Origin of the sequence: Streptomyces sp. NPDC020379 (assembly GCF_044387105.1) — a bacterium.
Taxonomy (GTDB): Bacteria; Actinomycetota; Actinomycetes; order Streptomycetales; family Streptomycetaceae; genus Streptomyces.
This window is the reverse complement of sequence record NZ_JBIRVR010000027.1, coordinates 1-26588: the sequence shown is the minus strand read 5'-3', so window position 1 is coordinate 26588 and position 26588 is coordinate 1. Positions and strand designations below refer to the sequence as shown.

At 68.2% G+C, this 26588-nt stretch carries 21 protein-coding genes and 3 pseudogenes; 19 read left to right on the top strand and 5 right to left on the bottom strand.

Annotation, left to right across the window (positions count from 1 at the left end):
• Positions 1-9: 9 nt before the first annotated feature.
• The 6 genes from ACH427_RS27885 (at position 10) to ACH427_RS27860 (ending at position 6642) form a co-directional block, all read left to right on the top strand.
• The gene (locus tag ACH427_RS27885) at positions 10-705 is read left to right on the top strand and encodes a hypothetical protein (protein ID WP_398873753.1); all 696 of its coding nucleotides are present in this window, start codon (positions 10-12) and stop codon (positions 703-705) included.
• The gene (locus ACH427_RS27880) at positions 705-1763 is read left to right on the top strand and encodes a DUF6895 family protein (protein ID WP_398873751.1); all 1059 of its coding nucleotides are present in this window, start codon (positions 705-707) and stop codon (positions 1761-1763) included. The genes ACH427_RS27885 and ACH427_RS27880 overlap by 1 nt, the downstream gene beginning before the upstream one ends.
• A complete protein-coding gene (locus ACH427_RS27875) occupies positions 1684-2601 on the top strand; it encodes a DUF6895 family protein (protein WP_398873749.1) in 918 nt (305 codons plus the stop codon). Before ACH427_RS27880 ends, ACH427_RS27875 begins: the two co-directional genes overlap by 80 nt.
• On the top strand, positions 2601-3641 hold the full coding sequence (locus ACH427_RS27870; RefSeq protein ID WP_398873747.1) for a serine hydrolase domain-containing protein: 1041 nt from the start codon (positions 2601-2603) through the stop codon (positions 3639-3641). The genes ACH427_RS27875 and ACH427_RS27870 overlap by 1 nt, the downstream gene beginning before the upstream one ends.
• A 1137-nt stretch (positions 3642-4778) precedes the next feature.
• Positions 4779-5864 carry an aromatic ring-hydroxylating dioxygenase subunit alpha gene (locus ACH427_RS27865; RefSeq protein WP_398873745.1) on the top strand — a complete coding sequence of 362 codons (1086 nt, stop codon included), beginning with the start codon at positions 4779-4781 and terminating at the stop codon, positions 5862-5864.
• Positions 5865-5898: 34 nt separating this feature from the next.
• Positions 5899-6642 (top strand): hypothetical protein, encoded by a 744-nt coding sequence (locus ACH427_RS27860; RefSeq protein ID WP_398873743.1) that lies wholly within the window; start codon positions 5899-5901, stop codon positions 6640-6642.
• A gap of 204 nt (positions 6643-6846) precedes the next feature.
• Here the strand turns inward: ACH427_RS27860 and ACH427_RS27855 are convergent.
• Together ACH427_RS27855 and ACH427_RS27850 are read right to left on the bottom strand one after the other, a co-directional pair.
• Positions 6847-7075 (bottom strand): annotated as a pseudogene (locus tag ACH427_RS27855) (IS5/IS1182 family transposase); the annotation flags it as partial.
• A gap of 68 nt (positions 7076-7143) precedes the next feature.
• On the bottom strand, positions 7144-7644 hold the full coding sequence (locus ACH427_RS27850) for a resolvase (RefSeq protein WP_398873741.1): 501 nt from the start codon (positions 7642-7644) through the stop codon (positions 7144-7146).
• 921 nt (positions 7645-8565) lie between these two features.
• Here ACH427_RS27850 and ispH point away from each other — a divergent pair.
• The 11 genes and pseudogenes from ispH (at position 8566) to ACH427_RS27795 (ending at position 22035) form a co-directional block, all read left to right on the top strand.
• Positions 8566-9816, top strand: coding sequence for a 4-hydroxy-3-methylbut-2-enyl diphosphate reductase (ispH, locus tag ACH427_RS27845; RefSeq protein ID WP_398873739.1), 1251 nt, complete (start codon positions 8566-8568; stop codon positions 9814-9816).
• 101 nt (positions 9817-9917) lie between these two features.
• Positions 9918-11912: a 1-deoxy-D-xylulose-5-phosphate synthase gene (locus tag ACH427_RS27840; RefSeq protein ID WP_398873857.1), complete on the top strand. Its 1995-nt coding sequence runs from the start codon at positions 9918-9920 to the stop codon at positions 11910-11912.
• Positions 11913-12163: 251 nt separating this feature from the next.
• Positions 12164-13447 (top strand): 1-deoxy-D-xylulose-5-phosphate reductoisomerase, encoded by a 1284-nt coding sequence (dxr, locus tag ACH427_RS27835; RefSeq protein WP_398873737.1) that lies wholly within the window; start codon positions 12164-12166, stop codon positions 13445-13447.
• A gap of 1 nt (position 13448) precedes the next feature.
• Positions 13449-14582, top strand: a complete 1134-nt coding sequence (ispG, locus tag ACH427_RS27830) for a flavodoxin-dependent (E)-4-hydroxy-3-methylbut-2-enyl-diphosphate synthase (RefSeq protein ID WP_398873735.1) — start codon at positions 13449-13451, stop codon at positions 14580-14582.
• Complete coding sequence (locus ACH427_RS27825) at positions 14579-15697, top strand: polyprenyl synthetase family protein (RefSeq protein ID WP_398873733.1); 1119 nt, start codon at positions 14579-14581, stop codon at positions 15695-15697. The genes ispG and ACH427_RS27825 overlap by 4 nt, the downstream gene beginning before the upstream one ends.
• Positions 15698-16106: 409 nt before the next feature.
• A complete protein-coding gene (gene uppS / locus ACH427_RS27820; RefSeq protein WP_398873731.1) occupies positions 16107-16967 on the top strand; it encodes a polyprenyl diphosphate synthase in 861 nt (286 codons plus the stop codon).
• 8 nt (positions 16968-16975) lie between these two features.
• Entirely contained in the window at positions 16976-17965 is a 990-nt protein-coding gene (locus tag ACH427_RS27815; protein ID WP_398873729.1) for a terpene synthase family protein, read from the top strand.
• Between the two features lie 12 nt (positions 17966-17977).
• Positions 17978-18139, top strand: a pseudogene (locus tag ACH427_RS27810) (undecaprenyl diphosphate synthase family protein); the annotation flags it as partial.
• 760 nt (positions 18140-18899) lie between these two features.
• Entirely contained in the window at positions 18900-19670 is a 771-nt protein-coding gene (locus tag ACH427_RS27805) for a hypothetical protein (protein ID WP_398873727.1), read from the top strand.
• A 5-nt stretch (positions 19671-19675) separates the two neighbouring features.
• Positions 19676-21055, top strand: coding sequence for a cytochrome P450 (locus ACH427_RS27800; RefSeq protein WP_398873725.1), 1380 nt, complete (start codon positions 19676-19678; stop codon positions 21053-21055).
• Entirely contained in the window at positions 21052-22035 is a 984-nt protein-coding gene (locus ACH427_RS27795) for a hypothetical protein (RefSeq protein WP_398873723.1), read from the top strand. Before ACH427_RS27800 ends, ACH427_RS27795 begins: the two co-directional genes overlap by 4 nt.
• Before the next feature lie 660 nt (positions 22036-22695).
• Here ACH427_RS27795 and ACH427_RS27790 read toward each other — a convergent pair.
• The 3 genes from ACH427_RS27790 to ACH427_RS27780 form a co-directional block, all read right to left on the bottom strand.
• Positions 22696-23052, bottom strand: coding sequence for a hypothetical protein (locus ACH427_RS27790; RefSeq protein ID WP_398873721.1), 357 nt, complete (start codon positions 23050-23052; stop codon positions 22696-22698).
• A complete protein-coding gene (locus tag ACH427_RS27785) occupies positions 23037-23864 on the bottom strand; it encodes a hypothetical protein (protein WP_398873719.1) in 828 nt (275 codons plus the stop codon). Before ACH427_RS27785 ends, ACH427_RS27790 begins: the two co-directional genes overlap by 16 nt.
• A 65-nt stretch (positions 23865-23929) precedes the next feature.
• Positions 23930-24169, bottom strand: a complete 240-nt coding sequence (locus ACH427_RS27780) for a hypothetical protein (protein ID WP_398873717.1) — start codon at positions 24167-24169, stop codon at positions 23930-23932.
• Positions 24170-24285: 116 nt separating this feature from the next.
• Here ACH427_RS27780 and ACH427_RS27775 point away from each other — a divergent pair.
• Both ACH427_RS27775 and ACH427_RS27770 read left to right on the top strand, forming a co-directional pair.
• A pseudogene (locus tag ACH427_RS27775) lies at positions 24286-24465 on the top strand (IS21 family transposase); the annotation flags it as partial.
• Positions 24466-24969: 504 nt separating this feature from the next.
• On the top strand, positions 24970-26118 hold the full coding sequence (locus ACH427_RS27770) for a methyltransferase domain-containing protein (protein WP_398873715.1): 1149 nt from the start codon (positions 24970-24972) through the stop codon (positions 26116-26118).
• The last annotated feature ends 470 nt before the right edge of the window (positions 26119-26588 follow it).

Below are 26588 nucleotides of genomic sequence, written 5' to 3'. Positions count from 1 at the left end.
GGAATGGCATTGGCCGAACAGGCTCAGGGAGCAGGCCTGCTGAGCGCCGTGATCGCCGATGCTGCCACCGGGGTTGCCCTCGCCCTGCAAGGTGAGGGCGGCCCTTATGCGCTGTCCGGCATCCTGCGGCAGGGGGACCCGCTGACCCCGGCCGCGGTCCGGGTGCTCGGCGCCGATGCGCTCGCGCCGTATGCCGCGGAGCACTTGGCGGCGCCCTTCGGCGCGGACGACGAAGCGGTGGTCCGGCAGGCGCTCGCGGCCTTCCCGCCGAAGGCCGCCTCGGAGGTCTCGGTGTGGACCTACCGGGGCCTGGTCGAGGCCGCCCACAGGTTCCTGCCCGGAGGCGGACGGCAGTGGCCGCCTGTGCCCGAGGCCGAGACCGGCTGGGTCGGGAGCGCCCCTTGGCCGCAGCTGTCGTGCCGGGTGTCACGGCTCGCCGCACTCGCACTGCCGGGGCTGACGCTCAGTCTCGTCGACCACCTGGCCGACCGTACCGACGACCTGGCGCGCGGTTTCGTCCGGGCGGTCCGCCGCCGGGACTGGCTGCAGGCGGCCGGCCTGGGCCGCTGGCTGGCCCGGCTGCCCGACGTACCGCAGACCCTGGGGCTCGACAGTGGTCTGGCGTTCGTCTGCCAGATGGACGGTGCCGACCCACGGGTGAAGCTGCACACCGTGGCCGCCCAGCGATTCCATGGACGTGGCTGATGACGGCCGAGCGCAGTGACTCGGGGCTGCTGGACCGACTGGTCCGCGGCAGCCTGGGGTGGCTGGAGGAGGCGCGCGAGTCCTTCCGCCTGCCCCCGGGCGTGACGACCGGCGCCGACTCCTCCCTGCCCCTCAAACCGCTCGGCGAGCTCGCCGAACTGGCCCAGCTTATCGGGGCGTTGCACCCGCTGGACGAGATCCGGCTGACCGCCCGCCGGCTGTTCGCGTTCGCCTGGAACGAGACCCGGCACGGCGAGCTGTTCGCCGACCTGATCCGCGGGGAGCCGTTCGCCATCTATCCGGTGGAGCTCTACGGGATCTTCGCCCAGGCCGGGCTGCGCCATGCCGAGGTCGACGAGCTGCTGCGCACGACCACTCGGCTGCGCGGCTGGCGGGTGGCGCGCGAGGACCACACCCGTACACTCGGCGTTCTCAACGCGGAGCGGCGGATCGGGCTGCGGCAGCACGCCGACTTCTCCGCCGTGCTGGCACTGACCGGTCTCGGCCGACTGCCGGAGCCCTGGACGCTGGATCGCAAGGCGGCCTACGGCATGACCCACGACGTCTTTCACCTCACCGACTGGGGGCGCAACCGGCAGGGGCTGTCCTGCGAACTCGCCGGCTATCTGCGGCTATGGCTCCCCGCCTGGCTGGAGAACTGGCTGGAAGAGCAACTATGGGACCTGGCGGGCGAGTTGCTTGCCGCGACGGCCTGTCTGCCGAATGCCCCGTACGATCCGGTGGCCTGGCAGCGGCTGGCGGACGTGCAGGCGGCCGACGGCAGTATCCCCGAGATAGGCGCGGCGCCGACCTCGGGCGACCCCGGTGTCCTCTTCGCCGCCTGCTACCACTCCACCCTGGTGACCGCGTTCGCCGCTACCCTCGCGCGGTCTGCCGCCGATGACGCCGGCACCGGCCCGACGGGCGCGAGCCCGGCGCTGGTGGGCGGGCGGCCCCCTGCGAAAGCGAGAGTGCCCCTTGACCGTGACGGCCGCGTCCCCCGCTTTGCTGCACGGGGTCGGCGACCGGGCCCTGGCCTGGCTCGACGACCACCGTGACTACTTCAGGCTGACCCCCGACGACTTCGTCGCTAACGCCGTCATCGAACGGCTCAAACCCATCGGGGAACTGGCCCTCAATATGCGGGTGCTGTTCCGGGAGGGCGTGGCCGGCTCGCGGCAGCAGGCCCGCGCCGAGCAGCTGTTGGACTTCACCTGGCGCGAGTTACTCGACGGCGGCAATGTGCTGGCCCGGCTCCAGCACGACGAGCCGATCTCGCCCGTACCGCTGGAGATCTATGCCATCTTCTACAAGCTGGGCCACCGTCATCCGGGGCTGGAGGCCGCGATGCGGGCCGGCCGACGCACGCTGACCTGGACGGCGCGGGAGATGGTGCCCAACCGGCGGCTCGGTGTGCTCAACGCGGAGCGCAATCTGGGCCTGGCGCCCAGTGCCGACTTCGACGAGGCAGTGGCCCGCACCTGGCTGGGGCAGCTGCCCGAGCCGTGGACGGTGCAGCGCCACATCGGCTACGACATCACCCACGGCGTCTTCCACCTCACCAACTGGGGCGAGTTCCCGGAGCGAATCCCGCCGGAGATCGCCGACTACCTCACGTGCTATCTGCCGGCATGGATGGACGACTGGGCGGAACTGGAACACTGGGATCTGCTGGGTGAACTCCTCGTTGTCGACGCCTGTCTGCCACGGCCCACACTGGACGCGGGGCTGTGGGAGCGCTATGCCGCCGCGCAGTCGGACTCCGGTGCGATGCCCATCCAGGGCGGGATGCCGCAGGGCGATCCGGCGCGCGTCTTCGACCTGGTCCACCATCCCACCCTGGTCGCCACGTTCGCCTCCGCGATGGCCACTTCCCGGGCGATGTCCGCCGCCTGATGAGCGCGGAACGCGATGCCGCGCTCGCCGACCGCCTCGCGGACGCGGTCGCCCATATCGACGCCCCGGACGTCGCGGTCGCTGTCACCCGGCACGGTGTGCGGACCGTGCTCACCGGAGGTTCCGCGCTGCCGCCGCCGACACCACGCCATACGCTGCGCTACGAACTGGGCTCGGCGTCCAAGACCTTCACCGTGCTCCTGCTGGCCGCCCTGGCCAGGGCCGGCGTGCTCACCCTGGACGATCCGCTCACCGCCCATCTGCCGGACTTGCCACTGCCGCATCCGCACTCGCGCCGGATCACCCTGCGGCATCTGGCCACCCACACCTCGGGGCTGCCGCGGATCCCCACCGACCTGATCGCCGGCGCCCTGCTGCGTCCGTACGACAACGGGTACGCCGCCTACGACACCGAGCGGCTGCTGCGCACCTTCGCCCGCACCCGGCCCCGGAACCGGCCGGGCACCCGCTGGCGGTACTCCAACTTCGGGCTGGCGCTGCTCGCCCCGGCGATGTCCCACGCCGCGGGCGCCGACTACCCCTCCCTGCTCAGGGACCACGTGCTGCGCCCGCTCGGGCTGGACGACACCACCCTGGGCCCCGGGGCCACCGGTACCGACGCCATCGGACACTGTACGAACGGGGTGACGCCGGTGGCCGGCGCCGATATGGGCGCCTTCGCGGCCGCCGGCGCGGTCCGGTCCACCCCCGGCGATCTGCTCGGCTACCTCGAAGCGCACCTCTCTCCCGAGGACACACCACTCTCCGGGCCGCTGCGTGACGTCCAGGTTCCGCTGTTGCACCGCGGCTGGCGGCACCGCAGCACACACACCCTGACGTGGTTTCACCACCCTGCTCCACAGGGCTCGTTGCTCTTCCACGCGGGTGCGACGTTCGGGCAGCAGGCGTTCCTCGGCTACCACCCGGCGACGCACACCGGGCTGGTCGCACTGGCAACCCGGCGCGGCCACACCTGCCGGATGATCAGCACCAGCTACGAGCTGCTGTATGCGCTGGCTGGCCTATGTCAGCGCCTATGAAGAACCTGATCACTTCGATCTTGGGGCCGGAATGGGAGAAATCCTCCCCCCACGGGCAGGACCTCTCGATAGCAACTGTGGTGTCTACGCCCAGTTGCGCCGAAAGGTCCTGTCATGCCGTTGAGCTTGTTCCTTAACCGCGATGTCACTCTCTGTGTTGAGGGCTCTGATCGCTGCGGTCTGCTTCGGTCACGTTCGATCAGCCTCTCGGGTCGCTTGACGGTTTTGCCCACGTCGTAGCGGGTGGCGGGGTGTCGGTTCTTGCGCCGGCGAGGCTGACCTGGAGTCCTTCGATTGCTGACCCAGGATCAGCAGCCGACTGCGCAGGGGACCGGCGGAGGTGGCCGCCATCACCTCCGCAGGCACTCAGGCGATCGTAGGGGGCCTGTTCGGGGTGTCCGGCGGTGCCGTCCGTCGTGAAGCAGCGGGTGTTGGTGAGCCCGCGCTCGGTGTGGATGCGGTTTGTCCAGCGGGTCAGGAACTGGTCGATGTCCAGGCTCGTGACGGTTGACGGCACTTGTACGTTTATTGGGCGCTGGCGGTATGCGCCTTCCTCACCCTTGGTACAGGGCTCAACTATGAAGGGGAAGGCGGTGCCCCAGATTCCCGCCCTTCGAGTGTTCCCGTGCTGGTGGAGTGTCCCGCGGTGATCCGAATGTTCTCCCTCGGCACGGGGGTCCTCGCCCCAGCCCTGTTACGCGTTCGGTGACCGTATCCCTCAGCCGGCGTCGTGTCAGGGCCCACCGGCCGTCGGAGCCTCCCGGCGATCGGCCCCTTCTTGTACTGCCTGTGATTGCAGCGCGGTGAAGGCCAGGCCGTCATGGACTATTCCGCTTTTCCTTCTCTTCCCGTCGCTGGGTGTGGGCCTGTTCTGGTTCCGGGGGAGCTGTGGGTGGCCACCGAGATCCGGCGTCCTGACGGGGCGGTGGTGCCGTGCCGGGCGGCGTCGTTGCTGATGGGCGCGGGCCGGCGGGTTACGGTTTCCGATCCCTCGCCGGGCAGGTGTTCCCTCAGCCTCTCAGGACCAGTCAAAACCAACCTGGGAGAACTCCGGCACTTCACCGTCACCTGCCATCCACGCGGTGTCCGAGTCCCACATCCGTAAGGGTGACAGTCTTCCGCTGGAGGTAAGAAATTATGAAGGTACGCCAGTTCCGCGGACTCCGGCTCCGGCCTGGAAACGACATGTCACCGCCGGCGCTGCCGCACCCCAATGGATGGTTCGGCGTGGGGCTCGCCACGGAATGGAAGGCGGGCACCATCCTGACCAAGCCGTTCATGGACGGAGAGATCGTCGTCTACCGGACAAAGAAGGGGGTTATCCGTGCCGTCGAGCCGTACTGCCCCCACCTGGGAGCGCATCTGGGATCCGGCCGGATCGACGGCGAGAACATCATCTGCCCCTTCCATAAATTCGGCTTCGGGCCGGACGGGAACTGTACCGTCACGCCCTACGGCACACCGCCCAGGGCCACCTTGGCCACGCTGCACGTCCGGGAGCAGTACGGGATCATCTGGGTCTGGCACGCACACGACCGGACGCCGCCCACATGGGAACTGCCGGCCTTGCCGAGTGGTGAGGTGCTCGCCCAGCGGGCAATCGACCTGGTGGGCCATCCGCAGGAAGTCGCAGAGAACACGGTCGACTACGGGCATATCGCCACGCTGCACAAAATGAGCACAGAAGAGGAATCCGCTCCCACTGCCGACGGGCCGCTCTATTCGGTCCATGCCCGCTTGCGCGTCAAGACTTTCGGATTCGGGAACTTCTCCAAAACCAGCGCATTTCAGCTCATCGGCCCCGGGGCCGTGTATGTCCGTGCGTACCTTCCCTGGAACATCTACGTGGACAACTGGACTCTCGCTACCCCCATCGGCCCATGGCGTATCCGCCTCTGGCTGGCAATGGGCACAGGCCGGACGCGGGACGGAAAGCGGCGCCCGGCGCCTTCCCGGCGTTCGAAGGCGCTGTCGAGGATGCTGGGCCGCTGTGCAGTAGCGGCGTTCTGGCCGATCGTCACCGAGGACTTCCCCATCATGCACCACAAGCGGTATGTGCCGCACCCTCGGCTCAATGACAAAGACGGCCCGGTAGGCCACTTCCGCCACTGGGCGTCCCAGTTCTACCCTCCGCCGCCGGCCGATGAGAAACCTCCACCTGCCGCAACACGCGTCCCCGACAAGGCTGACCACGTCGACGCGCGCTCCGAAGACCGGCGCTGAATTCCCCGGGCCTTGACGAAGCGAAGGTGCTCACATGAAAACGAACGCAGCGCACGGTGAACACGCCGCAAGCGGCCGGAATGGCCGTCGCGATCTGCGAACGATCGGCCTGATCGGATTCACCCCAATCGTCCTCATGTCCGCGCTCGTGTTCTTCTCCCCTACATTCCCCTACCCGGATGACAACCTGCACGGCCAGGTGTACCTGGACTACCTCTTCCATTATCACATCGGGGAAATCCAGTCGATCGTGACAATCGCGTACGGAGCTGCGGTCTTCCTGTTCTTCGTGCTGCTCATCGGGGCATATGAGCAGCGTGACGGCACAACAGCCACGCTGCGGAACGTGGTGGTCGGCGCCATAGGCAGCTACCTCGCGGTCTGGGCTGCTGTCTCTGCCCTCACGCTGCTCATGGTCCTGATCGCGCGGGGGTACCCATCTTTCGGAGCCGATCCTTCTGACCTCAAGCTGATCACGCTGTGCTGGGACATGCTGAACACGTTCCTTGCGTCCGGCGCGGTACCCCTGGCACTCACCTTCGCTGCCATCGCCCGGGCGAACCGATCATGCCCCCTTCTGCCCCGCAAGCTCGGGGAGCATGGTGCCATCGCCGTCGTCGTGGCCAATGCAGCCTCGCTCGGCTGCGCGTTCGTCTACCGCGGCCCGTGGTCCCCAGGATCAACCTTGCAGTTCCTGGTCCCCCTCGGTGCCACCTCCATCTGGATGATCGCCACGGCAGTGGTCCTGCTCCGCAAAAAAGAGCCCATGCCGGGCTGACGAGCCCCGGCGCAGGCCCCGGCGGCCGACAGTTCTGTTCTCCTCCCCGCGACTTGGGCGACCAGCGGTTCTGGCGCGCGAGCATGATCGGCCTCGGGACCGGCGGCACCTGCTCGATGCCCTCAGTCTCGCGCTGAACACAGAGGTGCTCTGTGAAGGACGAGGTACACCGGCCACCGGGTCCGTGCCGTCAATACACCGCTTTCATCCTGAATATTCGCAGATCGGGAGGGTACGTACGGCTGCCACGATCCTGACGATGCATGTTGGTCGAGCAGCGTGCTCGCCGCAGCACCCGCCAGGACTTGAGGTGTGCGAAGGAGCGCTCACCAGGTGCGTGGAATTGTGCCTGATCGCGGTCGAACTGCTGGTAGCGCTCGGGCTGTTCGTGGTGGCAGCGCGGAGTGCGGACTGTGGCTCCTGTGCCTTGGTAGGGGTCCCGGACTGGTGAGCTCGCGGAAAACAACGCTAAGGGGCTGCGGCCCAATTCAGAGGCCAGCATCACTGGCCGAGGGCATTGGCGCGGTTCTCATACTCGCGGCGGGCCTTGCCCCGGGATCGCCGAAGCGCCGTCGAGGGCTTGACACCAGCCGAGGAGCTGGAGGTGAACCGTGGGCACGGCGGTGACGCCCTGATCGAGCACGGCCTGTTCGACCACGTCCAGCTCGGTTGCACGTAGGAAGTCGGCGACCCTGCCCGGCATATCGAGGTGACCGGCAGTTCCAGGGCCATGGTGTCTTCGTGGTCGGCCGCGGTGTGCTCGGGCAGGAGGTCGGTGATGGCGGTGCGGACGGCACTGCGGCTGACATCGTGATCGCAGACGAGAGCTGCGATGGAGCGGCCTTCCAGGTGCGCGGTGCGCACGGCATCGGCCTTGCCGGCCGGGACGGCGGGGCGGCGTCCGCCCTTGTTGCCCTTGCCCTCGGCGGACCGCAGCCCATCGTAGAACGGCTCGCGCTGGAAGTCGCGTTGGAGCTCGCTGGCGGCGAGGGTCTGCACCATGAACTCACGGTGGACAGCAGTTCGCCGGTGCACGGGTGGCAGGCGGCGAGGTCCATCGCGGAGAACGCGCCGTCGTGGATGCGCAGCGCCACCTGGTCACGGTGGAGGACGTCGAACACGTCGAGGATGCCTCTGGTGCTGCGTACGAGGCGGAGCAGTTCGCGCAACTCCGGGCGCTGGAGGCGGCTGGAGGCGCTCGGGTCCTCCTCGAAGACGACCGGGTCCTCGATCCCGGCCCCGTCCGGGACAGCGTTGCGTCACGGAATGCGGGCAGCCAACCCTTGCGGCCGAGGGCCCGGATGCGGGCGCCCTCGTCGTCGCGGTGTGGGAGCCGAAGCGTCCTTCTCAGGTATGAGGTTGACCGGAATTGGGCCGCAATGACAGGACGTCGTCCGCAGCGGACTGCTCTGCTTCGGCGAGGGTGGATGACGAACCGGCGCGACTGCGCGGGTTGACGGGCGTTGATGCCTCGTCGGAGTGGTGAGTTACGGCTGGATGTGCTGGTGTACCACCGGGGGTGTTCGGGTGCGCGGTGGTGCGTTGACGGCGCTTGTACGTCTATTGAGTGCTGGTGGTGTACGCCTTCCCCACCCTTGATACAGGGCTCAACTATGAAAGGGAAGGCGGTGACTCAGTTTCCCGCCCTTGGGTGTTCCCGTACTGGTCGGGTGTCCCGCGGTGATCCGTGTGGTTTCCCCAGTGCGGGTGTCCTCACCACAACCCCGCCACGCGTGCGGTGACCGTATCGTCTCAGCCGGCGTCGTGTGGCAGGGCCCACCGGCCGTCGGAGCTCCCGGCGATCGCCCCTCTTACTGCCTGCGACTGCAGTGCGGTGAAAGCCAGGCCGTTATGGACTATTCCACTCTCCCTTTCCTTCCCGCCGCTCGCTCTGTGCCTGTTCTGGTTCCGGGGGAGGTGTGGGTGGCCACCGAGATCCGGCACCCTGGCGGGGCGGTGGTGCCGTGCCCGGCGGCGCCGTTGCTGACGGGTGCGGGCGGGCTGGCGGGTTACGGCTTCCGGGCCCGCACCGGGCCGGTGCGGCTGCTGCCCCCGGGAACGCCCAGCGACTTCCAGCTGATGACCGCGTCCGCCAACGTGAGGGCACCCGGTGACGGCGCCGCTGCCGGCGGGTGTGCGGTGGTGCTGGCGGTGGGGGTGATGGCGTCTCCCAAGCTGCTCAGGCCGGGTGGGCTGGTACGGACCGTGCTGGGCGCCTGGGCGGGGGCGGTGCGTCCGCGTACGGTGTTGCTGGCGTCGCCGCGGTCGTTGTGTGCGGGGGTGGAGCGGGCGATCGAGGTGGTCGAGGCTCTGCTGGAACGTCATGCCGGGGCCGGTCGTCCGGTGTTCGTGCGGAAGCAGATCGTCCATAACACCCACGTTGTCCGTGACCTGGAGTCCCGTGGTGCGGTGTTCGTGGAGGAGCTGGATGAGGTGCCGGACGGGGCGGTGGTGGTGTTCTCCGCGCACGGTGTCTCCCCGGAGGTGCGCGAGGAGGCGGTTCGCCGGGGTCTTGAGGTGGTGGACGCTACCTGTCCGCTGGTGACGAAGGTGCATTCCGAGGCCCGCCGCTTCGCCGCCCGCGGGGACACCGTGGTGCTGGTCGGCCATGCGGGACACGAGGAGGTCGAGGGCACCCTCGGCGAAGCGCCGGAGGCAACGGTCCTGGTGCAGAGCCCCGACGACGTGACCGCATTGCGGGTCCCGGATCCCGCCCGTGTCTCCTACCTGACCCAGACCACCCTCGCCCTGGACGAGACAGCCGAGATCATCACCGCCCTGGAGAAGCGTTTCCCCGGCATCCGCGGGCCGGGCTCGGACGATATCTGCTACGCCACCACCAACCGCCAGCACGCCCTGAAAGCTGTCGCCGCGCAGAGCGATGTGGTGTTGGTGGTCGGCTCAGCCAATTCCTCGAACTCGGTACGCCTGGTGGAACTGGCCCAGCGCGGTGGCACCCCGGCCCACCTCGTCGATGACGTCACCGGGATCCGCCCGGAGTGGGTCCAGGACGCAGGCGTGGTCGGTCTGAGTGCTGGGGCCTCCGCCCCGCAGGCCCTGGTCGACGACGTGGTCGCGGCGCTCGGGGGTCTGGGCCCGGTGACGGTTCGCGAGCACACCACCGTGACCGAGACGGTGACCTTCGGGCTGCCGGCGGCGGTGAGGTCCCGATGACTACCCGACCGGGCCGCCCCGCCCCGGCCACCGCGCAGCCTTCTGCCGGACCACGGACCCCGGCTCCTGCCGCTCGTACTGCTCCGTTCACCGGACCAGGTATCCCGGCCGCGCGCTTTCCCCTCCTGTCCGCCCTGACCACACCGAAGGACTTGCGAGGTCTCACGCACGACAACCTTTCGGCCCTGGCTTCTGAAATCCGTGCTTTCCTCATCGGCACGGTGTGTGCGACGGGTGGGCATTTGGGGCCGAACCTGGGGGTGGTGGAGCTGAGCATCGCCCTGCACCGGGTCTTCGATTCCCCCCGGGACACGGTGCTGTTCGACATCGGTCACCAAGGCTATGTCCACAAGCTCCTCACCGGCCGCGCCGAAGGCTTCGACCGGCTACGCCAGGCGGGTGGTCTCTCCGGATATCTTGCCCGGGCTGAGTCCGGGCATGATGTGATCGAGAACTCCCATGCCTCGACGGTCCTGTCCTACGCCGACGGCCTGGCCAAAGCCCGCCAGCTCACCGGTGAGAGCGGCCGTGCGGTGGTCGCCGTGGTCGGGGACGGTGCACTGACCGGCGGCATGTGCTGGGAGGCACTGAACAACCTCGGCGGCGCCCCCGACCGTCCCGTCGTGATCGTCCTCAACGACAACACACGCTCCTACGCCCCCACCATCGGAGCACTCGCCGACCATCTGGAACAGCTGCGCGCGAGTGCGCCGGACAGTGTGGACTGGCTGCTCAATGCGGCCGGGCGCCCGCACGGCACCGCGGCCGGCACAGGCACTACAGCTCCGGGTGCTGGCCGCAGCCAGGCACGTCCTGACGGACCAGGCAACCGCGAGGGCCAGGACGGGAATGGCAGCGCACCGCTCAGTGACGACGGGGAGGGCGTCGTGTTGCCGGGTCCGTTGCCGGTGGCCCGCAACCTCTTCCACCTGCTCGGTTTTGCCTATCTCGGTCCCGTCGACGGCCACCACCTGCCCTCCCTCGAGGAAGCCCTGTCCATGGCGCGGGATCTGCGCCGTCCGGTCGTGGTCCATGCGGTGACGGTCAAGGGCCGCGGCTACGCGCCCGCCGAGGCGGATGCGGCGGACTGCATGCACGCTGTCGGCACCCTGGACCCGGCAACGGGCCGCCCCAGCACGGCTGGCAGCTCCCCGTCGTGGACGAGCGTGTTCGCCGGGGAACTGTGCGAGCTGGGGGAGCGGTACGAGAACATCGTCGCGGTCACGGCGGCGATGCCCGGCCCGACCGGCCTGGCCCGCTTCGGCGAGCGCTTTCCGCACCGGTTCTTCGACGTGGGCATCGCCGAGCAGCACGCGGTCACCTCCGCCGCCGGACTCGCCCTGGGTGGCTTCCACCCGGTTGTCGCGGTCTATGCCACGTTCCTGGGCCGTGCCTTCGACCAGGTGCTGATGGATGTCGCCCTGCACCGGCTGCCGGTCACCTTCGTCCTGGACCGGGCCGGGATCACCGGCCCCGACGGCCCCTCGCATCACGGTATGTGGGACCTCACCCTCCTCGGCGCGGTCCCGGGCATGCGGGTCGGTGTCCCGCGGGATGCCACCCGGCTCCGTGAACTCCTCACCGAGGCCGTCACTCACACCTCCGGCCCGACCGCCCTGCGCTTCCCCAAGGCCGCCGTCACCGACGACATCCCCGCCTACAAGCGTCTGGGGCCGGTCGAGGTCCTGCACCAGAGCCGGGTCCGGGATGTGCTGCTGGTGACGGTGGGCCCGCTGGCCGGCCCGGCGGTGGAAGCCGCCCGCTATCTGGAAGGCCAGGGCATCGGGGTGACGGTCGCCGATCCCCGCTGGGTCCTGCCCGTACCGCCCGAACTCACCGAACTCGCTACTGCGCACCGGCTGGTGGTGACGGTGGAGGACAACACCCGCGCCGGCGGGGCAGGCACGGCGGTCGCCCGCGCGGTGGCCGACGCCGGCTCCCGCGTCCCGGTACGGGTGCTGGGCCTGCCCGGACGCTTCATCGCCCACGGCACCCGTCCCGACATCCTCGCCGCCTGTGGGCTCACCGCCCAGGGCATCGTCTACTCCGTCCTGCGCGCCCGCGCCGACCGCCCCCACGACGACGGAGGCCGGTGATGGCCGCCGCCTGGCCGACCTTCTGGCGCCTCTCCAACGGTTCTGTCCAGCAGCCCGTCCGTCATAGCAAGGTGCCCGCCCCTGCGGACACGGCCGGCGCACCGGTTCCTCCGGGAAGTCCCCGGCGTGCGAAGCGTGAACCAGCGGGCAGCGACAGGCCCATCCCTGACACGCACGAGCCACACCTGGGCAGGAGCACACGGAGGGACGATGCCCCCTCCGCTGCCCGGCAGACGGCTGAGGGCGTACGGGTGCCGCAGTATCGGGACAGCGACGTGCGGTCGGTCGTGGTCCTGGGATCAACGGGTTCCGTCGGGGCCCACGCCGTCGAGGTCATCGCCGCCTCTCCCGGCCGGTTCAGGGCCGTGGCCCTGGCCGCGGGCGGAAGCCGTCCCGGGGTGCTGGCCCGCCAGGCTCTGCGGACCGGAGCGCGGATGGTCGCCGTCACCGACCCGTCCGCTGCCAGGGACTTCACTGACGCCTTCACTGCCCTGGCGTGGGCGGCAGGCACACCCCGTCTCCCTCTGCCGGTGGTACTGCCAGGTACGGAGGGGCTGTCGGCTGCTGCCGGTTGGCCGTGCGATGTCGTGCTCAACGCCCTCCCCGGCGCAGCGGGCCTGCCCGCCACCCTCACCGCGCTGGAGGCCGGGAGCCTGGTGGCGTTGGCGAACAAGGAATCCCTCGTGGCCGGCGGCCCGCTGATCGCGCGGGTGGCGGGGCCGGGACAGATCGTGCCCGTGGACTCCGAGCACAGCGCCATCATGCAGTGCCTGCCCGGCTGGGCCTACGCCTGCCCCGTCCCCGGCATCCAGCACCTGGTCCTGACTTGCAGCGGCGGCCCGTTCCGTACCCATACCCGAGCACAACTCGCTGCCGTCACTCCCGCCCAGGCCCTGAAGCATCCGACGTGGCGGATGGGCCCACTCGTCACGGTGAACTCCGCCACCCTGGTCAACAAGGGTCTGGAACTCATCGAGGCCCAGGCCCTGTTCGGTCTGGGTTATGACCGCATCACCGCGGTCATCCACCCCCAGTCCGCGGTGCACTCGATGGCCGAGTACGCCGACGGCTCCACCCTCGCTCAGGCCGCACCACCGGACATGCGGCTGCCCATCGCCACCGCCCTCGCCTGGCCCCACCGCCCCCCACCCGCTGTGATCGAGCCCCTCGACTGGACCGGGTCCCATGCCTGGACCTTCGAGCCGGTGGACGAGGCCCGGTTCCCCGCCCTCGCCCTCGCCCGCGAAGCAGGGCGCCTCGGCGGTACCGCCCCAGCCGTGTTCAACGCGGCCAACGAGGAAGCCGTCACCGCCTTCCTCGCCGGTGCCATCCCCTTCTCCGCCATCACCCACACCGTCGAGCAGGTACTCACCGACCACACCCCGATCCCCGACCGTGATCTGACCCTCGACACCGTGCGGGCTGCCGATGCCTGGGCCCGCCACCACTCCCAAGACCACCTCCACACCCACCCCACCCACATCCCCGTCCGCCGCCCGGTCCCGAGCCCCACACCTCCAGCGAAGGAGGCCTGAGATGCCCGCCATCGACCTCGGCCTTCCCACCCCACCCCCCACCACTCCGGTGCGCCGCCGCACCCGGCGAATCCATGTCGGCGATGTCCCAGTCGGCGGCGGCGCACCGGTCTCCGTCCAGACCATGACCACCACATTGACTGCCGATGTGGATGCCACCCTCCAGCAGATCGCCGAGATCACCGCGGCGGGCTGTGACATCGTCCGCGTCGCCGTCCCCACTCAGGACGACGCCGACGCCCTCCCCGCGATCGTCGCGAAGTCGAGACTGCCGGTGATCGCCGATATCCACTTCCAGCCCCGCTACGTCTTCGCCGCCCTCGACGCCGGCTGCGCCGCGGTCCGCGTGAACCCCGGCAATATCAAGAAGTTCGACGACAAGGTCAAAGAGATCGCGGCAGCCGCCTCGGCAGCCCGGGTGCCGATCCGGGTCGGGGTCAACGCCGGCTCCCTCGACCCGCGCCTGCTGGCCAAGCACGGCCGCGCCACGCCGCAGGCCCTGGTGGAGTCCGCGCTGTGGGAGTGCTCCTTGTTCGAAGAACACGGCTTCACCGACCTGAAGATCGCGGTCAAGCACCACGACCCGCTGACGATGATTGCCGCCTACCGGCTGCTGTCCGACGCCTGCGACTACCCCCTCCACCTCGGCGTCACCGAAGCAGGCCCCGCCTTCCAAGGAGCCATCAAATCCGCCGTCGCCTTCGGGATCCTGCTGGGCGAGGGGATCGGGGACACCATCCGCGTCTCCCTCTCCGCACCACCCGTCGAGCAGGTCAAGGCCGGCTGCCACATCCTGGCCTCCCTCGGACTGCGCCCCCGCAGACTGGAGATCGTCTCCTGCCCCGGCTGCGGCCGCCTCCAAGTCGACATCCATAAGCTGGCCGCCCGCGTGGAGGCCGCGTTCGAAGGGTTCCCCCACCCGCTGCGCGTCGCGGTGATGGGCTGCGTTGTCAACGGGCCCGGTGAGGCCCGCGAAGCCGACCTCGGTGTGTCCTGCGGCAACGGCAAAGGCCAGATCTTCCGCAAAGGGGAAGTGCTGCGCACCGTGCCGGAGGCAAGGATCGTCGACGCCCTCCTCGACGAAGCCCTCGCCCTCACCGCCGCTACCGGTGCTGAGGGAGGCGAGCTGCCGTGACCACACCCACCGATCCCCGCGTCAGCCCCTCGCGGACGCACCACGGCCCGGAGGAACGCGGCGTCTTTGGCGAGGTGCGCGGCCGCGTCGAGGCTGTCCTGTACGCCTTCGTGCGGGACAAGGCCGCCGCCGCCGAAGCGGCGGGACTCTCCGCCGAGGCAGCCGAGGCGGTAGAGACGTTCCTGCGGGCCGGGGGCAAACGGATCCGGCCGCAGTTGTGCGTGCTCGGCTGGCAGGCGGCAGGAGGCACCGGCCTTCCCGACCCCGTCGTACGGGTCGCCGCGTCCCTGGAAATGTTCCACGCCTTCTGCCTGATCCACGACGACGTCATCGACCACTCCGACACCCGGCGCGGACAGCCCACCGTGCACCGCGCCCTGACCGCCCGCCACCACCCCGGCCGCACCCCACAGGCAGCCCAACGGGTGGGGGCCGCGGCCGCGATCCTGGTCGGGGACTTCGCGCTGGCATGGGCCGACGAACTCCTGCACACCACCCGCCTCACCCCCGCCCAGCACAAGCGGATCACCCCCCTCATCGACGCGATGCGCACCGAGGTCATCCACGGCCAGTACCTCGACGTCACCGCGACCGGACAAGCCGGCACCGACGTGGACCGCGCCCAGCTAATCGTGCGCTACAAGACCGCCAAGTACACCTGCGAGCGGCCACTGCACATCGGCGCCGCCCTCGCCGGCGCCGACGACACCACCCTCGACCAACTCAGCGCCTTCGCCCTCCCGCTCGGCGAGGCATTCCAGCTCCGCGACGACCTCCTGGGCGTCTTCGGCCACCAGAACGCCACCGGCAAACCCGTCCTGGACGACCTGCGCGAAGGCAAACCCACCATGCTGATCGCCCACGCCCTGGCAGCCGCCGACCAGGCCCAGGCCCGGCAGCTGCGCACCCTGTACGGCGACCCGCACCTCAAGGACGACACCGCCGCCACCGTACGCAGCCTGCTGCACGCCACCGGAGCACACCACACGGTCGAGCAGATGATCCACGACCGTCACACCCAGGCCCTCAAAGCCCTGGCCCGCCTCAACGCCCCCACCAGGGCACGTGACGCCCTCAAAGCCCTGGCCGGCCAAGCCGCCTGGAGAACCTCATGACCTCCCCACCCCACACCACCAGACCACACCCGCACAAGCAACTCCAGCCGGCCTCACACCGCGGCCTGCACACCGGCATCACCCGCACTTTCCAAACCCTGGAGAAGACCCTCGAGGCGCACGGAGCCCCGACCCACACCCGCCACCAAATCGCCCACAACAAACACACCACCAAACCCCTTCCGGATAAAGGCCCGCTACGCCGACACGGCCACCACCTGAGGGCAACCGGCTCGCCTGGCCGAACAGGCCGTCGGCCGCGCCCGGAGCAGGACGGCCGCCGACCACCACCTGGCCCAGGCCCTGACCTGCCTGGAGGAAGCCGACCCCGCTCCAGCCGGCCGACAGACCCTGCTCACGCTCGCCCATGCCTGCGCCTGCCGCGACCGGTAAGCCCCCGGAGCCACCGATGAACCACAGCACCCCCCACCCCGCACCACCCCCGGACACCGGCCCCACGGAGTCGACTTCCCCGGCCCGTGTGCGGGACTCCCGTGGCCAGCCGCCACCCCTCCTCGCCCAGAGCGCCCCCGAGCGGCCACCAGCACCCGCCGTGCAGCAGGACGACCCTGTCCCGTCGTCTGCGGCTGTGCCCCGGCATCTCGCGGTGATCCTGGACGGCAATCGGCGCTGGGCCCACAAGCACCACCTGCCCGTCACTGTGGCCTACCAGGCCGGGGCCCAGCGGGTACACGACCTGGTGACCTGGTGCGAAGGAGCCCACATCCGCTACGTCACCGTGTGGGCCCTGTCCCAGGACAACCTGCACCGTGACCCCGCCGCGGTCACCGACATCCTCCACGCGATTACCACTGGGCTGCGGGCCATGGCCGCCACCCGACGCTGGTACATCCGCGCCATCGGCGCCCTCGACCTGCTCCCCGCCGAACACGCCGAGGCGCTGCGCGCACTGGAAGAGGACACCCGCGGTATCGCAGGCGTCACGCTCAACGCGGCAGTCGCCTACAGCGGACGCGGCGACATCGTCGACGCCGTCCACACCCTGACCCAGCAGCGAGGCGCCGACGGGGAGCACGACCAGCCCGTCACCGAACACCTGGTGGCACGCCACCTGTCCACCGCTGGGCAACCCGACATCGACCTCGTCATCCGCACCTCCGGCGAACAACGCCTCTCCGGTTTCATGCCCTGGCAGACCGCCGAGGCCGAGCTTTACTTCACCGACGCCGACTGGCCCGGCTTCACCCATGACGACTTCCTGCGGGCACTGCACTCCTACGCCGGCCGCGACCGCCGACACGGACTCTAAGGAGACCCATGCCTCCCCGTGACTTTCACATTCCTTTCACCTGCCCCTCTCCGGATAAAGAAGACATCGACTGGGCCGAAAACTGGGGAATCGCGTGGGTGAAAAGGCTTGGCTTCGTGCCTGACGATCCGAAGACGGATGCCCGCTATAAGTTGCTCAACTATGCCTGGTTCGTCGCTTCGTCCTGTCACGGCCTCCCGCGCGAGAAGATGGTACCGGAGATTCAGGCCATGTACCTCACAGGGGTCGTGGACGATTTCTTCGACCGGCCTCAAATCGGAGAGGAACTCGGTCGAGAAGTATGCCGGCAGATTCACGAATTCCTTCGCACCTCGCACACCTCACCCTCGCATCACCCGTTCGTACACGCCTTCGCCGATCTTTGGCGGCACCTCACCGAGGGGATGTCCGACTACTTCGCCGGGCACGCCGGGGTATCGTGGACATCGTTTTTCCTCGGGTGCACCGAAGAGATCCGCATGCGTGACACCACGGGAATCCCGAAGATGGAAGACTATATGGCGACGCGCAGGAAATGTATCGCCATGAACGTGTTCTTCGAAGCCCTTCAGGCTGCGCGCGGATTTGAGGTTCCGGCAGAGATTTACGAACAGCCGCTTTTCGCGGAGATGCGGCAGGATATCCACGACGCCGTCATCTTCTCCAATGACATTCAGTCAATCAGGAAAGATTGCCTTACCGGAGGCGTATCCAACTCTATCTTCGTCTTGCAGCACCACGCCGGTCTTGGCCGTGGACAGGCCGAAGCCCACTTGTACGAGAAGGTCCAAGAGATCTTCCGGAACATTCAGCGTCTCCGTGATGACGTGCCGTCCCTCTGTGAAAACAGTGGGCTCGACCTCGACCTCGCGATCTCCTACGCGGAGCTCCTGACCACGGTCCTGGCCGGCGCGTTCAACTGGGTGCTGCGAAGCGGGGTGTACGACGAGGAATTTTTGAGGGTGGACATCGAGAACCTCCTTGCAGACGGGCCCTGACATGCTCTTTCCCCGGACAACATCGTCCGCACCTCCGGCGAACAGCGCCTCTCCGGCTTCATGCCCTGGCAGACCGCCGAGGCCGAGCTCTACTTCACCGACGCCGACTGGCCCGACTTCACCCACGAGGGCTTCCTGCGGGCACTGCACTCCTACGTCGGCCGCGACCGCTGACACGGCCTGTGAACAGCGCACACCGGCAACCGAAGACGCTCACCGCACGATGATGAAGGCAGTGAGGCGCCACCGCAGCCCTGTCCTGACGCACTACCAAAGGAGGTTCTGCCCCGTGCCGTTGGCCTACTCCCGCTTCCCCTCGCCGTCCCCGGACACCGTACGGCGCACCACCGCCCACACCTTGGACCGGCTCAGCTCTTCCGGGCCGTTCCACGGCACCCCCGCGCCGCCGCCTCCTGCGAGGCCACGCAGCCGGGCTGGGGGCAGTCGCCTACCGCCCCGGTGCCTTAACCGACGGCCTCGACGTCATAACCGAGGTGATCTGCTGGACCTGGTCCGTCGACGGCTTCTTCGACGGCCCAGCAGGCCAGGAGGTGTCCCGGGCCGGGAGGCGAAGCGCGAACTGGCCGCCGTCGCGCTGCGCCCGCCTGGCAGCCCGCCCATTACCCACGTCAAGGCCGGCCTGTGGGCTGGCCAGTTGGCGCGGGAATCGAACGAGCGTGAGGGACTCACTCGAGCCGGGAGGTGGGGCCAACTGCGCCGTTATGCCAATCCGCTACCGCGGCCAGCCGGCCGTCTCCACCGGCGGGAAGGCCAACGGTCTGCGGGCCCCGGTACGCCCGGCCTTCGACGAACTCGGTGCGGGCCCTCAGTTCCCTGGCCCGGCTTCACCCACGATGGCGTCGACCAGTGCCTGCACTGGTTCGCAGGCCGTCAACGACATTACGGAAACTGATACGTGAGGGGAGACAGGCAAATGAGCGCCACTTCGGGAACCTCCGCGCCGCGCGCAGCCAACGTGTCCAGGACATCCGAGCAGATGTGTCTGCGCTGGTCGGGCTATATTGGGCTGACCCCGCTGCTCCTGCTGCTGGTCTCGGTAGGGGGGCGCAGGTTTCCCTGGCCGAATGACAACGTGGAGGGAGGCGTGTACGCCTCCTACATGCTCCCGCACCGGACTGCGGAGATTCAGTCGGTTATCGGCATGGGCATGGTGCTGGGGCTGCTGATGTGGACGGCCCCGTTGGTCGTGGTATATATGCGACGGGCGGGACGGATCACCCTCAGCACGCTGACGCTGATCTGCGGCAGCGTACTCAGCCTGGCACTGTTCACCGTGTCCATTGCCTTGTATCTGGGGATCGTCCTCTTCGCACGAGGGTACCCCGGGTTCGGCAGCAACCCGGCCGACCACCGGATGATCACCCTGGCATGGCTGCTGATGAACTGCTGCTACTTCGTGGGCGAGATCATCCGAGGGGTGGCCTGCATCGCGCTGGTGACCGCGAACCGGGCCACTCCGGTACTCCCCAAGTCCCTCGGCACGTGGGGGGCGGGCGTGGTCGCCGTCGTCAGCATTCTGTGCTCAGCATTCGCGTTCGTGGCGACCGGACTGTGGTCACCAGGATCGACCGCCTCGCTAATGATCGTCGAAGGCGTGACGCTGGCATGGGTACTGGCCACTTCCCTGTGGCTGCTGCGGGCAACACACCGCCCCGATCTCGCCAACGGGCCGGGCAGGGGCTGAGCCCGATGGAACAGCATAAGACTGCCGTGCCGGGGCCCGCTTCCCCGCACGCGAGGCCATGGCCGCTGCTGGGGCACCTGGTCCCGTTGCTGCGCCGTCCTCTGGCGTTCATGCAGGACGCGCGGGGCATGGGCGAGGTGGCCGAGATCAGGGTGGGAACGACACGCGCCTACCTCGTGAACTCCCCTGAGCTGATCAAGCGGATCCTGGTCACTGATGCGGACCAGTTCGCGGACCTGGGCAACCTCTTCGAGCGGCCCCGGAAGTGGATCGGCCCCAGCGTGGTGCTGGTGACTGGCGAGCAACACCAGCGCCAGCGACGGGCCCTGCAACCGGCGTTCCGCCGAACCGTGGTCGAAGAGCAGGTCGAGACCATCCGGCAGGCGGTCGTTGCGGCGGGCGCGACATGGGAGGCGGGCCGTCCGCTGGCGGTCAGGGACGAAATGTACGGGCTCATCATCCGCATGACCTACCGGTACCTGTTCGGCGCCGATCCGGCTCCGAAGGTACTGGCGGAGCTGGTGCGGCTACTGCCGGTGGTGGAGAAGGGCATGGCCTTCCACGTCATCAATCCGCTGCCGGTGCTGAGCGGTCTTCCGCTGCCTTCCTTCCGGCGGTTCTTCCAGGCAGTGGACCGGGTCAACCAGGTGATGTCCGACGCCGTGTCACTGATGCCGCAGCCGCCGGGCGCGGGGTTCGTATCGGCGGCCCGCGATGCCCACCCCGGAGGCCAGGCGGAGCTGGTGCGGGCGGAGGCCACCGCAATGCTGCTGGGCGCAGTCCCCAATACCTCCGCGATGCTGACGTGGGCGCTGCACGAGCTTGCCGCCGCGCCAGGTCTGCAGCAGGAGCTGCGTGACGAAGTACGCACAGTGACGGGCGGGCGGGCGGTAACCGCCGGCGACCTGCACGCCCTGGGGGGCACGACACGGTTCGTCCAGGAGATCCTCCGCCTGTATGCGCCGTGGCTGATCACACGCCGTACCACCGCGCCGGTCGTGCTGGGGACGGTGCGGCTTCCCGCGGGTGCGCTGATCCTCATCAGCCTGCACGCGCTGCACCGTGATCCCAAGATGTTCGAGAACCCGGACGTGTGCGATCCCGCCCGCTGGCTGCCCGGGACCGCCCAGCCGGTTCCCCGGGAGACGTTCCTGCCATTCGGGGCGGGCAAGCGCCGCTGCATCGGCGAGCCCCTGGCTCTGGTGGAACTCATCATCACGGTGGCCACCGTCCTGGCCGACTGGGAGGTGAGGCCGCTTGCGGCGCGTGACGGAGGCATCCCCCGGCGCCTTGCCACGACCGCCGTCGTCCATCCCGCAGACGTCCCGATCATCCCAGTGCCGTGCGAGTACCAGAGCGCCCCGTCACAGGGCAAGGAGCCATGATGCCTCTCAGTTCGCTCTCTTCCTTTGCCCTCGGGCCGGAGAAGGTCAACAAGCATGCCCGGGAAGCCGAGCAGATCAGCGAAGAGCACTGCCGGCGCCTTGGCATCCTGCTGCCCCACTTCACCGAGTACGTCACCATCTCCTCCTGGCTCTACCCCCACGCCACTCCCGACCGGCTCAGCATCGTGAACGTCGTGAACGCGCTCGCCTTCTACATCGACGATGCTTACGTAGAAACGCCCCTCGGGCAGCGCTCACCCCAGGACGGCAGCGACGACCCGCTGCTGAGGCAAGCCCTTCAAAACGGCATCTCCTGCCTCCGCGGCGAGCCGCCCGCGCCCACCGCCTCCGCATACCGGACGCTGCCGGTTGCCTACCGTCAGGTGCGGGAGCTGCTATGCACCGGCGCCCCCGAGTCGTGGATCCAGCGCCTCGCGGACAGCCTGCTCACCCATCACATGAGTTCGTGCATGCTGCGCCGCACGAATTGTTCCGCAGCCGATCTGTCACTGAAGTACTACCTCAAGGTCCGGCCCGAGGATTCGGGTATGTACTTCACCACGGACCTCATGGAGTTCGCCAACGAGAATTACGTACCCGACAACCTGTGGCGGGATCAGGGCCTGTTCCGGATGCGGCAGATCACCGCAACCTTCGGAGCCGTCCTCAATGACCTCTTCTCGTATCACAAGGAAGCCCGCAGCGACGGCAATGTTCCGAACATCGTGAACGTCCTCGCCACCCGGGAAGGGCTCTCCTTCGAGCTGGCGGTACACCGCACGACGGACATTCTCAACAACCTGGTGGCAGAGTTCAGGCAGCTCCTTTCCGGTGCAGGCCGCTGCACCGGACCCGTCCCCGACGCCTACGCCCGCGGCCTGCACGATGAGCTGACGGCCTGCTACCACTGGCAGATGTCCACGAACCGCTACAGGTCCCCCGATTCCCCGTTCCCCGAGCTTCGGGAGTACATAAGGTGAGTGAGAGCCACACTCCCGCGAGTAATACCCGTCCGCTGGAGGCGCAGCGGATGGAGCAACGATTCACCGCCCGCACGCACCGGCTGGCTCTATGGGCAGGGCCATTCATGTGCATGACCTTCCTCATCGGGTGGCTGGGGTTCGCCCGCTTCGCTCCGGCGCCCGGAACAGATATGCCAGCCCCCAACTGGCTGCGTGGCTGACGGAGCATAAGACGGGCCTGCAGGTGGGGTGCATCTTCCTGATCTTCGGGGCTGTTTCCTTCGGTATCTGGGCTTCGATTCTGGCGGTCCTGTCGAAAAGGGTCGAGGCCGGTTCCCTCGTGCTCTATACCGTGCAGCTGATTTCCATGGGAAGCGGCACTGCTATGTTCATCCTCTCCGTGATTTTCTGGGCGCTGTCCTGCTTCCGCGCAGGGCACCAGCTGGGGAGGATGGTGCGGCAGGTCTCGCAGCGGGCCTGCACCCACACGCGCTGTCCATCGCCTCGCAGACTTGTCGCACGCGTGCTCCGAGTCGGTCTCGACGGCGTCAGTCAGGGGTTCCGCCGGTATTGCTGCTGAATTGATTCCCTATGGGGTTGTCAAGCTGGTAGATCATGATCTGGGGCGTTCTCAAGTTGTTGTGGCCGTGCTCGCGGGCGGGTTGGGGGAGCCCCCGCTCAGAGGCGCCGAAACCACTCGATGATCTCTTCGTCCGTGGCCGTTTCCAGATCGAGGAGCTCGGAGCCCGGCGCATGCACGATCACCGTGCGCTGGGCCGTCGAGGCGTCTTCGTCGCCCCGGCGGCGCCATTTGATGACGGCCCGGGCAAGGGTGGCCGTCGCGGTGAGGGCTCCTGCCGTCCCGCCCACCGCGTCCACCACACCCTTCACTTCGAGCAGCCACTCGACCCAGCCGCCGACAGCGCCTTTGGACTCAGAGTGCACAAGGGCAACGGGTTCCAGGGCGAAGCGCAGCGCCTCACGGTCAGCTCCGGTCACGCTCGGCCGGATTGCCAGGGTCAGGAATTCAGCCATCGTCGCCACTTCCGCTTGGGCCGCCGGTCGTTGCCATGGATGTCGAACTGCTGGATGGTCTCCAGATGATGCCCGTAACTGGCACAGAGTGCACGCAAGTTGGCGTTCTCCGGAGCGGCCAGGTCGCATTGCTCGTTGATGATACGGATGATCTCGATCGCTCGCCGCCACGCCGGTGGATGGGTTCCGTAGGCGTCGGGCGACCCCAAGTTCGACTCGACCAGGTGGAGGAGCTCGAACAGGGAGAGTGGCGAGATGATCTCTGGCGGAGTGATCGGGAAGCCTGGCGGATGCATCGGGGCGTGGGGCCAGGCTTTGAGGAAGTGCAGGAAGCCCAGCCGGTCCGCCTCGTATTCCTGCTGCCAGGACAGTTCGTAGCAAGTCAGGCTCTCCTTGTCCGGGCTCGGCGCGGAGCCGTCGGGCGCGACGGAGTGGACCTGGGCTGCGTCCAGGTGTCCGGCGGAGACATGGGCCAGCTCGTGTGCCAGTACGAACATTTCGGCACCAATGATGTCCAGATAGGTGAAATAGATGGTCGGCTTGGGCAGCCTGATCGCTGCCTTCGCTTGCAGCAAGTTACCCGGCGTCTCCAGCATGCCGTTGTCGAAGGGGTGGATGCCGTCGAACTGGGCAAGGATGAACCGGTACCAGGCTCGCCGGTAGGCGTTCTCGGTGGCAGCGTCCGCCTGGTCGTGCAGGTGGACCGCCTCGATCTGCACCTCCTTGAACTCGCTGAGCAGGCTCGGCAGTCCCTGGTTCACCACGATGATCGGGTCACCGCATGGCGACTTGAAGGCACGGGCATTGAGCATGCGCAGGGTGAGGAATCCGACGGGGACCGCAGCCAGTTTCTCCCGTTCCGGGCCGTCGAGGACGTTCAGGAGCGGATCCAGGATGAGTTCGCGCAGGTAGCCCGCCCCAGGTCAGACGCCTTCGCGTAAGACGGCAGCCCATATCGCTCCCGGTGCTCGCGCTCGCGGCTCAACCTGCGGAAGTAGTTGCCTCCGGTCTGTAAGTCGCGGATGAGATTGCGCTGTTCGGTGCCACCGGGCCGCCACAAGGTTCCGTTGTCGTGCTGCCTGACCAGTAGTTCGAGATAGCGTTCGGCGCTGAGCACACCCAGCCTCCCCCTGACGGTACTGAACCAGGGTGAGGGAGTCCCGGCCGTGGCCACAACACCCCGGGCAGGGGCATCCTCGGATTCTGCGCCAGGAGGAGCGGCCCGCGCGGAAGGCCACCCCCACCATGCCCGCTACCTCATCGCCGAGCGGATCGGCTGGCAGCGTGGCATGACCGTACTGAAGGAGCGGGTGCGCGAGCTATGGCCCGCCTATCTGCCCGTTGACTCGGTCTCGCGCACCTTCTACCAACCCGGCGAGATCGCCCAGTGCGGCCTGTGGTTCCCGCCGGTGGACATCCTCGGCTACGGCCAGGCCGGGTCCCCGTCATTGATCTCACCCGAGGCCGGCGTCCGTCAGACCGCCCGCGACATCAGCAGCATCTGGGCCTTGATGCGCATCGGCCCCCAGCACCTGGCCAGCACCCTGCAAACCACCAGCAGGCACATAAAGGAACGGCACGCCTCAGGCAAAGAGTCTGACCTGGCTGAATCAGCACGGTGACCGAAACACGGGAAGCCCAGCTGAGCCGTCGGACCGGTGCTGACGCGCTGTGGGCGTGACGTTGATGCGGGCTCGTCCTCGCCTCCCGGTCATTGTGAGCAAACACCACCTGCAAACGCCCCGTCCCGCACTACCGTCCTCCCATCACTGCTCCGACCGAGAGGAGAGCCTGCGATGGGCACACACGGTGACGGCAAGGGCGGCGAGGAAGGCGACAAGAATCAGTCCAACAAGGAGAAGGACGGCCAGTGGAACAAGCCGGTGACCGACCCTCCGAAGAAGAAGTGAGGCAGCGGTGAGCTCACCGGAACGACTCCTGGAGATCCTCACCAATAAGGGGGCGATTCTCCCGGAGTGGAAGGACGCCGTGGCCTCGGTCGACCGCAAACTCTTCGTCCCCGACGCCATTGAGGTCGACGACCGGCCTCTCAGCCGCGGCGAACGCCCCGAGCGATGGCTGACCATGGTCTACGGGGACCTGCCGCTCGTCACCCAGGTCAACGACGGAAAGGACCTGGGTGACGATGCGTACAGGTTGCCGACGTCATCGTCTTCCATGCCCTCGCTCATGCTGGAGATGCTCGGGCTGCTGGATGTACGGGAGGGGCATCGCGTCATGGACGCTGGAGCCGGCACGGGGTACAACCTCGCCTGGCTGTCGCACCGGCTCGGCTCCCGCAACGTCTTCGGTATTGACGTCGACTCCGCGATCCTCGAGCAGGCCATCAGGAACCTGGAATCGGCCGGGTACAGCCCGCACCTTGTGTGCGGCGACGCAGAGAAGGGATATCCGGACGGTGCACCGTATGACCGATGGATCGCGACGTTCACCGTCCCCGAGATCCCCTACGCCTGGGTCGAACAGACCCCGGCCGGGCGCATCGTCGCTCCGTGGGGCGGCAGCTATCACCCGTACTCGTTCGCAGTCCTCGACATCCAAGACGGCGTCGCCAAAGGCAAGTTCAGCGGCTACCCCGCCTTCATGCGTTCGCGTACGAACCGCCCGCCCCGTGGGTATCTGAGCGACTTCCTGCACCATCAAGACGACGCCGACCGCAGCGAGACCACGCTGTCACCCAGGCAACTGGAAGCCGAGTACGAGGCGAAGTTCTTTATCGGTCTCGGCCTCCGTGACGCGTGGTCCCTGCTGGCCGAGGCCAACGACGGCAGCGACGAGGCCACCCTGTGGGTGCTCGCCGATGATCGGAAGTCCTGGGCATCAGTGGACTACGTCCCCGGACACGACACCTTCACCGTTGAGCAGTACGGGACCCGACGGCTGTGGGACGAGATCGAAGCCGCCTACCTGAAATGGGTGGATCGCGGCCGGCCGGAGCGCGACCGCGCCGGTCTCACGGTGAACCGCGACGGACAGCACGTGTGGTTGGACGACGAGGACAACGTCATCGGTACGGTCCCGCCGGCCGCCCGGGTCCAGCCCTGAAGATCGTTCACCGACGACGCCGTCCAGGTCCGCCGTCAGGGCCTGGGCCCGAGCCCCGGTCAACCTTCGGACGCGATCACGTTCGCCGCGAGCAGGCACACGGCGGCGAGTCCCGTGGCCACGCAGGCCGCCTGAAGGCGCCGGAACTTGGCCTTGGCCAGCCGGGACAGGATCGCGATTTGATTCGACGGTCTCGCCCCGCCGCACCGGCGCCATCACCGTCATCACCCCGCCCCCGTCCACAACGCGGCGGGACACTTTACCCCCGCCCACCCCGGAGCCAGCCCATAACGCCTGCTCCCGCGTCCCCTGTACGCGTCCCTGACCGGGTCAGGGACGCGTACAGGGGGCCGGGGCCGAGCCGTCGAGGTTCGTTACTGACTTTGTTGGCGTGTTGTCGCGGCTGACATGTGTTGCCTGCCGCTGTACGTCAAGGGCCATGAGGTATCCGCAAGGGGGTGGCCTGACGG

What these genes read in the sequence shown, in the direction of transcription:
- ACH427_RS27880 (WP_398873751.1), top strand. Translation starts at nt 705, where the DNA reads ATGACGGCCGAGCGCAGTGACTCGGGGCTGCTGGACCGACTGGTCCGC.
- ACH427_RS27870 (WP_398873747.1), top strand. Translation starts at nt 2,601, where the DNA reads ATGAGCGCGGAACGCGATGCCGCGCTCGCCGACCGCCTCGCGGACGCG.
- ACH427_RS27815 (WP_398873729.1), top strand. Translation starts at nt 16,976, where the DNA reads ATGCCTCCCCGTGACTTTCACATTCCTTTCACCTGCCCCTCTCCGGAT.
- ACH427_RS27795 (WP_398873723.1), top strand. Translation starts at nt 21,052, where the DNA reads ATGATGCCTCTCAGTTCGCTCTCTTCCTTTGCCCTCGGGCCGGAGAAG.
- ACH427_RS27805 (WP_398873727.1), top strand. Translation starts at nt 18,900, where the DNA reads ATGAGCGCCACTTCGGGAACCTCCGCGCCGCGCGCAGCCAACGTGTCC.
- ACH427_RS27790 (WP_398873721.1), bottom strand. Translation starts at nt 23,052, where the DNA reads ATGGCTGAATTCCTGACCCTGGCAATCCGGCCGAGCGTGACCGGAGCT.
- ACH427_RS27785 (WP_398873719.1), bottom strand. Translation starts at nt 23,864, where the DNA reads ATGCTCAATGCCCGTGCCTTCAAGTCGCCATGCGGTGACCCGATCATC.
- ACH427_RS27800 (WP_398873725.1), top strand. Translation starts at nt 19,676, where the DNA reads ATGGAACAGCATAAGACTGCCGTGCCGGGGCCCGCTTCCCCGCACGCG.
- ACH427_RS27860 (WP_398873743.1), top strand. Translation starts at nt 5,899, where the DNA reads ATGAAAACGAACGCAGCGCACGGTGAACACGCCGCAAGCGGCCGGAAT.
- ACH427_RS27865 (WP_398873745.1), top strand. Translation starts at nt 4,779, where the DNA reads ATGAAGGTACGCCAGTTCCGCGGACTCCGGCTCCGGCCTGGAAACGAC.
- uppS (WP_398873731.1), top strand. Translation starts at nt 16,107, where the DNA reads ATGAACCACAGCACCCCCCACCCCGCACCACCCCCGGACACCGGCCCC.
- ispG (WP_398873735.1), top strand. Translation starts at nt 13,449, where the DNA reads ATGCCCGCCATCGACCTCGGCCTTCCCACCCCACCCCCCACCACTCCG.
- ACH427_RS27850 (WP_398873741.1), bottom strand. Translation starts at nt 7,644, where the DNA reads ATGGTGCAGACCCTCGCCGCCAGCGAGCTCCAACGCGACTTCCAGCGC.